The organism is Vibrio sp. Vb1554, from assembly GCF_033344235.1.
In genome coordinates, this window is the sequence record NZ_JAWPOJ010000032.1 from 21,079 (window position 1) to 33,503 (window position 12,425).

The following is a 12,425-nucleotide window of genomic DNA, read 5'->3' on the forward strand; positions in this document are numbered from 1 at the left end:
AGCTTAGCCTAGATACGCTTCTAGCTCTTCGCTACCGCCGATGTGCTTGCCACCGATAAAGACTTGTGGAACAGTCGTGCGACCAGATATAGCTCGTAGACTAACTGTTGTTGCGTCTTTACCCAGAATCACTTCTTCATATTGAAGACCGTGGTCAATCAGATTTTGTTTCGCTTTCATACAGAAAGGGCAGCCTGGTTTAGTGAACACCGTGATGGACTCTTGCGTTTTGTAGTCAGGCGCTATGTAGTTCAGCATCGTATCTGCGTCTGACACCTTGAATGGGTCGCCTGGTTCGTTTGGCTCAATGAACATTTTTTCCACTACGCCATCTTTTACTAGCATACTGTAACGCCATGAACGTTTGCCAAAGCCGATGTCATTTTTATCCACTAACATACCCATGCCATCGGTGAATTCACCATTACCATCCGGGATGAAGGTAATGTTTTCTGCTTCTTGGTCTTGTTTCCATGCATTCATCACGAACGTATCATTGACCGAGACACAAATAATCTCATCCACTCCGTGCTCTTTAAATACAGGGAACAATTCGTTGTAACGAGGTAGATGGCTTGATGAACAGGTTGGAGTAAATGCACCCGGTAAGCTAAATACGATAACGGTCTTACCTTTAAATAGCTCATCGGTCGTTACATTCACCCAAGAGTCACCTTGACGAACTGGAAAAGTAACTTGAGGGACTTGTTGACCTTCTTTAGATACAAACATAATGATTTCCTTTAACTATTTTAAATTATGCGTATAGAGCTTAGCGTTTTTCGTCGCTCTGTTTCGTTTTGTTGAGCCCATTATTGTAAAAATCCTTTGATAGCTCTAATCGTTTGGTGTTATGGTTTTGATAGGTATTAGCTATTGTTAAAGAAGCGAAGCGTGAATTATGAATATTCGAGATTTTGAGTACTTAGTTGCACTTGCGGAACATAAGCACTTTCGCAAAGCGGCAGAGGCATGTTTTGTTAGCCAGCCAACATTGAGTGGGCAAATTCGTAAACTAGAGGATGAACTCGGTACCACGCTTTTAGAGCGAAGCAGCCGACGTGTTTTGTTTACCGATTCAGGGTTACAGCTGGTGGAGCAGGCTAAACGCATCTTAAGTGAAGTGAAAACCTTCAGAGATATGGCAAGCGGTCAAAGCGGAGCCATGACTGGACCGATGCATATTGGTTTCATCCCGACGGTTGGGCCTTATCTACTACCCAAAATTCTGCCGCAGATAAAAGAAGCATTTCCTGAGCTGGAGCTATTTCTGCACGAAGCTCAAACACATCAATTAGTGCGTCAATTGGAAGAAGGCAAACTAGATTGCTTAGTTTTAGCTTCGGTTGATGAAACTGCGCCATTTAAAGAGATCGAAGTGTATCAAGAGCCATTAAGTGTCGCAGTGCCATGTGACCACGAGTGGGCCTCTCTCGACCATGTTGATATGTTGGAGCTGAATGGTAAAACCGTTTTAGCGTTGGGAGACGGCCACTGTCTGCGAGATCAAGCGTTAGGTTTTTGTTTTGCCGCTGGTGCAAAAGACGATGAGCGTTTTAAAGCCACCAGCTTGGAGACGTTACGCAATATGGTTGCTGCCGGTGCGGGGATTACGTTATTGCCTCAGCTTTCTATCCCTAATGAGAAGCAAAAAGATGGCGTATGCTACGTACCAGCTGTTAACCCAACCCCCTCGCGTAATATCGTTCTCGTATACCGTCCGGGCTCACCATTACGAGCTAGGTTTGAAGCTTTAGCAGCGAAGATTAAAGAGGTGTTGGCTTCTTATCCATCATTGAATGCTGCAGCATAAAAAGCAGAAATAAAAAAGGGGAGAGCTTGATGCTCTCCCTTGTGCTTTTGTGATTTAGAACAGTTCTTCTGCGCCAGAGCCTGAAGAATAAATACTATCTTCTAAACGGTCGCCAGCGTATTCGGTAGGCTCCGTGCCTTTTTCAAAGTATTCGAACATTGATGTGCTATCTACCTTGTGCGTTAGCATACCGCTGTTGCGATCAATACGAACTCGAATAATATCCTCTGGAATATTTTTACCTTGCTCCGGCGTCCCTTCTAGCGCAACACGCATGAAGTCAATCCAAGCAGGCTCTGCGGTTTTCGCACCCGACTCGGCACCAGAAATTTGGCCTTGCCCTAGGTTGCTGTTAACAGTGGTGCGGCCAAGTGCACGTGAGTGATCATCAAAGCCAACCCAAGCTATCGCAACGACACCAGGTCCATAGCCATTGTACCAAGCATCCTTGGAATCATTCGTTGTACCCGTTTTACCCCCGATATCACGACGACCAAGTTTTTGCGCGCGCCAGCCTGTACCATTCCAACCTGTGCCTTCACGCCAGTTACCGCCACCCCAAATGTTGCTGTACATCATCTCACGCATTAAGAATGCATTCTGTTCGGAGATAACTTGCGGTGCATATTGAGGTTCATCATTTTCAAGGGCATTGTCTGTTGCAAGGCCGTCAATTGCGACGTCTTGTTCGCCAAATTCATCAGCGTAGCGATTTTCTGGCTGCTCGCTCATTTGTGGACAATCCTTATGACAAACACTCTTTGGATTGGCTTTAAACAGTACTTCACCGAATGCATCTTCCACGCGTTCTACATAGAATGGTTCAACGTAATAACCACCGTTTGCAAACACAGAGTAACCTTGTGCCACTTTCATTGGTGTTAAGCTGCCAGCTCCGAGTGCGATGGTCTCAGAGCGTGGTACTTGGTTAATATCAAAACCGAAACGAGTAAGGTACTGACGTGTCTCCTCGAGGCCAACTTCACGGAGTGTACGCACTGCCATGACGTTTTTTGATTGAGCTAAGCCGAGGCGAAGACGCGTTGGGCCACCATAAGTTGGTGGTGAGTTTTTTGGTCGCCAAGCTGAACCAGAACCTGCATCCCACTTGTTAATTGGCGCATCGTTAATCAAAGTCGCTAGAGTCAGCCCTTTGTCAATTGCTGCCGAGTAGATGAAAGGCTTGATACTTGAACCAACCTGACGCACTGACATGGTTGCACGGTTAAACTTGCTGTGAACAAAGTTGAAACCACCAACCAGCGACAATATCGCGCCATTTTCTGGGTTCATCGCAACAAACGCGGTGTTTGCTGTCGGCACTTGGCTCAGTTTCCAGCTCAGTGTTGTGTTGTCATCTTCATCGGTTTCACTTACTTCGCGAACCCAAACTTGTTGACCTGTCGCTAGCACATCATGCGCTGACTTTGGTGTTGAGCCTTGGCGGTTATCAGTAATGTACTTACGCGCCCAGTGCATTCCAGTCCAAGGGATGGTTTGCTCTTCATGGTTCTTAACCCATACTTGCGCCGTCTTATCATCGACTTTCGTCACAACCGCAGGGTAAAGGTCACCATAAGTTGGCTGTTTCTTCAGGTGTTTTTCTATTTGATCATTGCCCCAGGCCGCTTCCCCTTCTTTCCAAAGCACACTTTCTGCACCACGGTAGCCGTGACGTTCATCGTATGACAAGAGGTTATTTACCGCAGACGTATTCGCAGCATCTTGCAGTTTAGAATCCACAGTCATGTAGATATTCAAGCCAGAGGTGTAAGCTTCTTCTTCACCGTACTCTTTTACTGCCCATGCACGAGCCAACTCTGCTACGTAAGGTGCGGAAAGCTCAATCTCAGCGCTATGATAACGCGCCACGATAGGTTCATTGCGTGCTTCGTCATACTGCTCTTGTGTAATGTATTTCTCATCAAGCATTCGCATTAATACAACGTTACGGCGTTTTGTTGCGCGCTCAAGAGAGTAAATTGGGTTCATGGTTGATGGCGCTTTTGGCATACCAGCGAGTGTTGCAATCTCACTTAACGTCAATTCATCAAGGCTCTTACCAAAATACACTTGAGCGGCAGCACCAAAGCCATATGAGCGGTAACCAAGGAAGATTTTATTGACATAAAGCTCCATGATTTCTTGCTTACTTAAAAGCTGCTCAATATGGATAGCAATAAAAATCTCTTTAATCTTACGCATGATCTTCTTCTCATTAGATAAGAAGAAGTTACGAGCTAGCTGTTGCGTAATCGTACTTGCACCCTGTTTAGCCGAGCCTGAAACCGCAACAACAACAGCTGCACGAGTGATGCCGATAGGGTCGATACCAGGATGCTCGTAGAAACGGCTATCTTCGGTTGCGATGAGCGCGTGAATTAAGTCTTGAGGAATTTCGTCATAAGTAACAGGAATACGACGCTTTTCACCGAACTGTGCGATCAGCTTCCCGTCTTGACTAAACACCTTCATAGGTGTTTGTAATTCAACGTCTTTTAGAGTTGCAACATCTGGCAATTCAGGCTTCACATACTGATAGAAGCCAAATATTGTGGTGACTCCAAGAATTATGCAAATCAATGTTAAAAATAATAAACGCTTTATGAACTTCACCGGAGAATCCCTGATTGGTTGAGGCTGTGTAACGGCAAACCCTTGTACTCTTAGGTCAAAAATTTAGCACATAAGAGATATTAACTCTTATTTGGATGCTAATAACAACCTTTGCACGAAGAAATTTCGGAGCGAGAGTAAGAGATGGATAAGCTAATCGTTACCGGCATCGATATAGGCCATAACAGCCTCAAAGCCGTAGTACTTAAACCCACAGGCAACAATTACGCTCTGTTGGGTTACAAAGAAATATTACTAAAGGAAGGTATTGTCGCTGAAAATAACACCATAAATCATCAAGAAATTGTAAAGACCCTCAAGCAGATAAAAAAAGAACTGCCTTTTGGCGCTAAAAAAGTTGCGATTTCAGTTCCTGATAACTCGGTAATTAGCAAGAAACTGCAAATAGAACAAAATCTTGAAGAGAGTGAAGTTGAGTTTGCAGTGATACAAGCCTTTTCTCATCAATCGCCATTCCCTGTCGAAGAGCTGAGTTTAGACTTCGTTCGTCTTCGCGCTGAGGGCGGGCAGAGTGGCAGTGATAGCTATCAAGTGTTTGCGACAAGAAAAGATGTGGTAGAAGGCCGAGTCGATGCATTACAAAAGTCCGGACTAAAACCTGTTTTAGTGGACGTGCATTCGCAAAGCCTTGGTCATATCTGGAAGCTCACCGCCGATCGCTTTCCTGACAAAAACAAATACTGCTTACTCGATATTGGCACCTTATCGAGCTCCTTCACCATGTTTACCGAACAAGGTGAACTGTTTCACAAAGAGTTTGCTTACGGCACACGCGGAGCAAACAGCGCTTCTCCAGTCGATTTTCTGTCCGATGATGCTCAGGAGAAAACAGAGCTGTTTAACCGTCAAATCATAGAGCGAGTAAAGCGCCAGATGCAGCTCTATACCTCAATCAATGGCTCACAAAACATCAAGGGTATCTGGTTATCAGGGGAAGGGGCCTCCACTCCCATGCTCGCAGAGGAGTTGTCTCAACAATTGTCGTTAGAGTGTGAATTGCTAAATCCGCTAGGGCTATTTGAGATGAAGGTGTCTAAGCGTAAGCGTCGTGCTGTGGATTGGCAGCATTTCTCAACAGCAGCCGGACTGGCCGTTCGTGGCATTCATTGGCTAGGAGGCGCCCGTGCTTTATCGCATTAATTTACTTCCTTGGCGAGAGAATCAAAGAGAAGAGCACCGACGTCGTTTCATCAGTTTGGTCGCATTAGGCATGTTGGTCGCTGTTGGCATCCAGTGGGGTATTGGAAAGTTTTTTGAGTACCAACAAGATCAACAACAGGATCGGCTCGATTACCTCACTCACTACATTGCCGAACTCGACCAGCGTATTGAAGCAATGAAAATTGCAGAGCAAGAGCACAGCAAAATCCTCGAACGCCTAAAGGTTGTTGAAGGTTTACAAAACGGACGAAACAAAACGACCGAGTTCATGAACTTAATGCCTGCCGTTATCCCTGAAGGTGTATATGTCGACAAGATCAAAATGAATGATCTGGAAATTGAGATCTCTGGGATCTCTGATAGCACTCCAAAACTTGCCACGATGCTGGACAACATGGAGCGCTCGGCCAAGTTGAACGACGTAGAAATGCATTCCATCGTTCACGGCAAAGCCCGTTTTGGGAAAGAGTTTCAAACATTCAAAGTGTCTTTCATGTTCAAAGTAACGGAGAAGAAATTGGAGGCTCAACGTGGTTGATTGGCAGGATCTCGAAATCGATGAAATGGCCGAGTGGCCATTGTTGCCCCAGATTGTAGTAATCGTACTTCTGATCATGGCGATTCAAGGCTTAGGTTATTGGTTTTACCTTAAACCGAAAGAAGAACAGTTGAATCACTTGATTCAGCAGGAGCAGACACTCAAGGTGGCATTGAAGATCAAAGCGAACAAAGTGGCAGCGTTGCCTCAGCTTCAATCTCAATTGGATGAACTTACCACTCGTTACGAGTTATTACTGCAACAACTGCCTGCGCAAAAAGAGCTGGCTACAATGCTCGCTTCAGTGAATGAGCTTGGCATCGACAATAAGCTGACTTTCACCCGAATCGACTGGGGCGAAAAACAATCAGAGCACTTCCTTTATCGTCTTCCTTTAAACATAGAGTTAACGGGCGACTTTCATGACATCGGCCATTTTTCTCAGGCGATAGCGACGCTACCTCGAATCATCACGTTTAAAGATGTGACTTGGCAACGTGTCAGCCAAGAGAGCGAAACCCTGCACTTTCGGGTGCGTGCTAATACCTATCAGTTTAAGCCGGAGGAGGCGAAAAATGACAAGTAAGTCTTTGTTGCTGGTACTGATGGGTTCTCTATTGATGGGCTGCCAGGCGAATGATGAATCATTGACGGATTTTATTCGAGGAGTGGAAACACAGGCGCGTCGAGAGGTCGAGAAGCTTAAGCCCGCAGACAAATATGTTGCAGTCACGTACGCACCGGAAGTACAGCGTGCACCCTTTGAATTACCCAAAGAAGCCACTATCGCGACTCAGCCAGTTGCAAGAAAAGATTGTTGGCAACCGCCCTCAAGAAGGCGAACTGGTAAATTAGAAAAATTCCCATTAAGCCAATTACGTTTGAAAGGTGTCATGGGCATGGATAACACGGTTTCTGGCCTTGTTCAGGCTCCCAATGGCACCGTCTATAAAGTTAAGCCGGGTCAATACCTCGGACGCAATAATGGCAAAGTGACCCATGTCAGCCACTCCTATTTGTTGATTAATGAAACGTTGCCCGACGGCTTAGGATGTTGGCAAAAACGTATAGTTAAGTTGGCTTTGAGATAGCCCCATTTATTTTTGATATTGAGTAATGAAAATGAGACAAGGATTAACACGTACACCAAGGATACTTACTGGGCTCTTCTCCTTATGGTTGTTTGTATTTTTAGCCCCTTTAGCGGCAGCTGAAGAAGTTTCGTCCAATGCCCTAAAAAGTATCGACTTTCGAACTAATAAAGATAAAGACGCCGTGATTGTCGTCGAATTGGCGTCACCGGCCGCGATTGTAGATATCAAGCGTGTACAGGAAGGGTTAAGTATCGATTTGCTTAACACTTCAGTAAAAGACGAGCAATTGTATCTCCTAGACGTGAAAGACTTTTCGACTGTGGTTGAGAGCGTAGAAGTGTTTCGCGATACCTCAACTACGCGCTTGGTTGCGCACATCAATGAAGAATACATGCATGATTACCGTTTAACGGGGCGTTTTTTGGAAATCAAAGTAGCGAAGATCAAACCCAATGAGAAAGCCCCAGATAAAAGCATTTTAGAAAGAGAAGGTAAGCTTATTTCGATTAACTTCCAAGATATTCCTGTGCGAAACGTCTTGCAGCTTATTGCTGATTACAACCAATTCAATTTGGTTGTCTCCGACTCTGTAGAAGGCAACCTCACGCTTCGTCTTGATGGTGTCCCTTGGCAGCAAGTGCTGGATATTATTTTGCAAGTTAAGGGGTTAGATAAGCGTGTTGATGGCAACGTGATTTTAGTTGCTCCGACTGATGAGTTGGACTTGCGTGAGAAGCAGCAGTTAGAAAAACAAAAATTGACGGAAGAAATGGGAGAGCTTTCATCTGAAATCATCAAAGTTAATTTTGCTAAAGCATCAGACATTGCGGAGATGATCAATGGAGAAGGAAATATCAGCATGCTGTCAGAGCGCGGCAGTATGACCATTGATGAGCGAACTAACTCGTTATTGATTAGAGAGTTACCTGAAAACATCGAGGTGATTCGAGAAATTATTGAGTCTTTGGATATTCCAGTTAAACAGGTTCAAATTGAGGCGCGTATTGTTACCATCAATGAAGGTAACATGGACGAGTTAGGGATTCGTTGGGGTTTTACATCTATTAATGGCAGTAATACAGTGGGCGGTTCTATTGAGAACAACCTCGCCACGATCGGTCTTTATAATGGAGAAGGGGGCGACGACGGTGGTGACGGTGATGGAGTGGGGATCGATGACTTCCTAAATGTAAACTTAGCTGCAACCAGCCCGAATGCGACCAGCATTGCTTTTCAGGTCGCAAAGTTAGGTTCAGACACCTTGTTGGATCTTGAGCTTTCTGCTCTGCAACAAGAGTCTAAAGCTGAGATTATCTCGAGCCCACGTTTGATCACTACCAATAAGAAGCCTGCCTATATTGAACAAGGTACAGAGATTCCTTATCTTGAGTCATCATCAAGTGGTGCAACGACGGTGACGTTCAAAAAGGCGGTATTAAGTTTGAAAGTGACCCCGCAAATCACACCGGATAACCGCTTAGTGTTGGATTTAAGTGTCACGCAAGATAGACCTGGACAAGTCGTGAAGACAGGCACTGGTGAAGCTGTTGCGATTGATACTCAACGTATCGGGACGCAAGTGTTAGTGAATAACGGTGAAACGGTCGTTCTTGGTGGTATTTTTCAGCACAGCATTACTAACTCGGTGGACAAAGTACCTTTGTTGGGCGACCTGCCGCTATTAGGTGCTCTTTTTCGTCGAAGTTATGAGAATGTTGGCAAAAGTGAGCTGTTAATTTTCGTCACGCCTAAGGTGGTGATTCAGTAGTTCTGTCTCGGGAAAAACTGATTAAATCAAAAATAAAGTTGCAATAGTGGCACCATGCTTGGATAATTTCGGGTCTTATCACGAATTATCTGTGAGGAACTGGTGCCACAAGCCTTGTAGAACAGCAGTTTAGCTGTGTTTTCTTGTGGCGATCTTATTGAATCAATGTTGTAAATTACTGCTAAACATGGCTGAGAAACGTAATATTTTCCTTGTTGGCCCAATGGGCGCCGGCAAAAGTACAATTGGTAGACATCTAGCACAGCAACTGCATATGGAGTTTGTTGACTCCGATACAGTGATCGAAGAACGCACTGGTGCAGACATCTCTTGGGTTTTTGATGTAGAAGGTGAAGAAGGCTTCCGCAAGCGTGAAGAAGCGGTACTTGAAGACCTAACACAAGAGCAAGGCATCGTGCTTGCGACTGGCGGTGGCTCTGTTAAGAGCAAAGAAAACCGCAATCGTCTTTCGGCACGTGGTGTTGTTGTTTACTTAGAAACGACGATTGAAAAGCAACTTGCGCGTACAAACCGCGACAAGAAGCGTCCTTTACTTCAAACGGATAACCCTCGCGAAGTACTGGAGCAATTAGCTGAAGAACGTAATCCTTTATATGAAGAAGTAGCGGATTACACTGTTCGCACTGACGATCAAAGTGCAAAAGTGGTAGCCAACCAGATCGTAAAAATGCTAGAAGAGAGATAAGTCTTTATCTTTTTTTTAATTGGAGCAAACCGATGGAACGGATTACGGTCAACCTAGCTGAGCGTAGCTACCCAATCTCTATTGGCGCCGGGTTATTTGAGGACCCGGCGTACCTCTCTCAAGTTCTCTCAAACAAAAATGCAAAACAAAAAGTTGTTGTGATCAGTAATGTCACAGTGGCGCCTTTGTATGCAGACAAAATTTTAAAGCAACTCGAGCAGCTCGGTTGTAGTGCATCCTTGTTAGAATTGCCTGACGGTGAACAGTACAAAAACTTGGATGTATTTAATCAAGTAATGAACTTCTTACTGGAAGGGAGTTATGCTCGTGATGTTGTGATCATCGCGTTAGGTGGTGGTGTTATTGGCGACCTTGTGGGTTTTGCGTCTGCCTGTTACCAGCGTGGGGTCGACTTTATTCAAATACCGACCACATTACTATCCCAAGTGGACTCTTCGGTTGGTGGAAAAACCGCGGTTAACCATCCGTTGGGTAAGAACATGATAGGTGCGTTTTACCAACCTAAAGCCGTGATCATTGATACGAACTGCCTGTCGACGTTGCCTGAACGTGAGTTCGCTGCGGGTATCGCCGAAGTCATTAAGTACGGCATTATTTACGATGCAGATTTTTTTGTATGGTTAGAAGACAATCTTGAGCGCTTGTATGCGTTGGATGAAGAAGCACTAACTTATGCGATCGCACGTTGCTGTGAAATAAAAGCGGAAGTGGTGGCTCAGGATGAGAAAGAATCGGGCATCCGTGCTTTGCTTAACTTAGGTCACACCTTTGGTCATGCGATTGAAGCGGAACTTGGCTATGGCAATTGGCTGCATGGTGAAGCGGTATCTTCCGGCACTGTTATGGCGGCCAAAACGTCGCATCTACGCGGTCTGATCTCGGAAGAGCAATTTGAGCGTATTGTTGCGATTTTGCGTCGTGCAAAACTGCCTGTGCATACTCCAGACAGTATGAATTTCGATGACTTCATCAAGCACATGATGCGAGATAAGAAAGTCCTCTCTGGTCAATTACGATTGGTTTTGCCTACAGGCATTGGCACTGCCGAGGTAATTGCTGATACGACGCAAGACGTACTCAAACAGGCGATAGACTTCGGTCGCGATATTTAACCTTGTAATGGCGCCTTTGGGCGTCATTCTTGTAGTGTATTAAGGTTATTAGATGAGTGTTGCTCACGTACTGGAATTAGATTCTCAAATCGAGTTGCTTGATAGATTAGGTCTACTGACTAACTTTGGTTCCAATCTCATTGCGATTAATGGTCATGATGGGTACGGGAAATCTTGGCTAGCGCAGCGATACCTTGAAGTGGGTGCCAGTAACAAGAATCAATGTTTGTTACTTTGTCATTCTAATCAAGACGATGTGCAGCATCGCGTCCTTATTTTGAGTCAACTGGTTTCAGACGCATTGTTTAATCAGCAAGAGCCTTTACTTGATAGCCTTGAAAGGCTTTTAGGTGATGAGCCGTGTGACATTGCAATTGTTGTAGATGATGCGCATTTATTGAGTGAGACACTTATCTCTGAGCTTTGGATGCTGGTCTTAGAGGCGCACCATAAGCCAAATTGGACCATCAATATCCTACTGTTTACACAGTCTGGACGTTTAGAAGGTTTGCTAGCACGTCTCAGTTATGGACAAGAGATAAAGCCTGTTGAGCTTGATATTGATATGTTGTCCGAAGTGGAAGCTCGTCGTTTCTTTGAGTCACTTGTTGCGCGCTACGTCGATGATGAGTCTGAGAAACGGGTTAGAGATGCATTTAAAAAAGTCGACCCAGTACCGGGTGACATCATGGCGTTAGGAGAGATGAAAGTGGAAAAAAGGATCATTATCCGCTCGATTGTCGGTTCACCCCTGAATATTGCGTTGGTGGTATTAGTATTACTGTTGCTTGCTGCTGGTGGCTATTGGTGGATGCTTAGTCAACCAAGTCCTGATGATAAGGCGCAGCAAATTGCTGGCAGTTTAGAGCAAACGGCTATTCCAACTTTTGAAGAGTCAGGAATCAGTGCAGCGCAGTCTTCACTGCAACCTGTAACCGATGGTTCTAGCAGTCCTGATAAGTCTGGTGCGGTTGATGATTCTGATTCATTACCGCCAGCAGTGACAGAAGAAGTAGCGAGCGTAGGCAGTGATGACAATCAACAAAGAGTGGTGATTGAGTCGAATGTGGTCGATGCATTGCTTGAAGGTAAAACTGATTCAGCAGACACAAAAGCGATTGATGACGTCGTAGGTATAGAGAAGACAGAAACCGCCGATGAAACTAGCTCTCCTTTGATTAAAGTCGTAAAACCGAATCAAGATATGGCGCAAGCACCTGCTCAGTCAGAAGAGGGTGACGTAAACCAACCTGTTGTGAAGTTTTCATTTGCCCGTGAAGAACTAAAAGCGCTATCGCCAAGAGCTTATACTTTACAACTCGCAGCTATGACCTCAATGGAAGATGTACAATCCTTTCTCAATGAGCATCAACTGAATAATCAAGTGCGAATTTATCCTACCGTTCGTAATGACACCGAGTGGTATATCATCACATATCAAGATTATCCGACAATTCAAATGGCTCGTGATGCCGTCGCAAGCTTGCCAGATTCGGTTAAGTCGGTGAGTCCTTGGGCAAAATCACTCCGTCAGGTTCACCGTGAAATTGAACGAGTGAAATAAACCTGAGCTTC

General features: G+C 45.0%; 11 protein-coding genes. 9 read left to right on the top strand and 2 right to left on the bottom strand.

Annotation, left to right across the window (positions count from 1 at the left end):
• Positions 1-3: 3 nt before the first annotated feature.
• Entirely contained in the window at positions 4-732 is a 729-nt protein-coding gene (locus R8N28_RS20080; protein WP_005382781.1) for a redoxin family protein, read from the bottom strand.
• A gap of 169 nt (positions 733-901) precedes the next feature.
• On the opposite strand from R8N28_RS20080, the gene oxyR reads away from it, so the two are divergent.
• Positions 902-1,813, top strand: coding sequence for a DNA-binding transcriptional regulator OxyR (oxyR, locus tag R8N28_RS20085; RefSeq protein ID WP_005381326.1), 912 nt, complete (start codon positions 902-904; stop codon positions 1,811-1,813).
• Positions 1,814-1,867: 54 nt separating this feature from the next.
• Here the strand turns inward: oxyR and R8N28_RS20090 are convergent, their stop codons facing one another.
• Entirely contained in the window at positions 1,868-4,429 is a 2,562-nt protein-coding gene (locus R8N28_RS20090; RefSeq protein ID WP_065274916.1) for a penicillin-binding protein 1A, read from the bottom strand.
• Positions 4,430-4,573: 144 nt separating this feature from the next.
• Between R8N28_RS20090 and pilM the strand changes: the two genes are divergently transcribed.
• The 8 genes from pilM (at position 4,574) to R8N28_RS20130 (ending at position 12,414) form a co-directional block, all read left to right on the top strand.
• The gene (gene pilM / locus R8N28_RS20095) at positions 4,574-5,590 is read left to right on the top strand and encodes a type IV pilus biogenesis protein PilM (RefSeq protein WP_017821733.1); all 1,017 of its coding nucleotides are present in this window, start codon (positions 4,574-4,576) and stop codon (positions 5,588-5,590) included.
• Entirely contained in the window at positions 5,574-6,149 is a 576-nt protein-coding gene (locus R8N28_RS20100; RefSeq protein WP_054577259.1) for a PilN domain-containing protein, read from the top strand. Before pilM ends, R8N28_RS20100 begins: the two co-directional genes overlap by 17 nt.
• Positions 6,142-6,735, top strand: coding sequence for a type 4a pilus biogenesis protein PilO (locus R8N28_RS20105; RefSeq protein ID WP_042523672.1), 594 nt, complete (start codon positions 6,142-6,144; stop codon positions 6,733-6,735). Before R8N28_RS20100 ends, R8N28_RS20105 begins: the two co-directional genes overlap by 8 nt.
• A complete protein-coding gene (locus tag R8N28_RS20110; protein WP_065274915.1) occupies positions 6,725-7,240 on the top strand; it encodes a pilus assembly protein PilP in 516 nt (171 codons plus the stop codon). The genes R8N28_RS20105 and R8N28_RS20110 overlap by 11 nt, the downstream gene beginning before the upstream one ends.
• 25 nt (positions 7,241-7,265) lie before the next feature.
• Positions 7,266-9,011 carry a type IV pilus secretin PilQ gene (locus R8N28_RS20115; RefSeq protein ID WP_005382765.1) on the top strand — a complete coding sequence of 582 codons (1,746 nt, stop codon included), beginning with the start codon at positions 7,266-7,268 and terminating at the stop codon, positions 9,009-9,011.
• Between the two features lie 187 nt (positions 9,012-9,198).
• A complete protein-coding gene (gene aroK / locus R8N28_RS20120) occupies positions 9,199-9,717 on the top strand; it encodes a shikimate kinase AroK (RefSeq protein ID WP_005381319.1) in 519 nt (172 codons plus the stop codon).
• Positions 9,718-9,749: 32 nt separating this feature from the next.
• On the top strand, positions 9,750-10,850 hold the full coding sequence (aroB, locus tag R8N28_RS20125; protein WP_005381318.1) for a 3-dehydroquinate synthase: 1,101 nt from the start codon (positions 9,750-9,752) through the stop codon (positions 10,848-10,850).
• 52 nt (positions 10,851-10,902) lie between these two features.
• Positions 10,903-12,414: an SPOR domain-containing protein gene (locus tag R8N28_RS20130; RefSeq protein WP_065274914.1), complete on the top strand. Its 1,512-nt coding sequence runs from the start codon at positions 10,903-10,905 to the stop codon at positions 12,412-12,414.
• Positions 12,415-12,425: the final 11 nt, after the last annotated feature.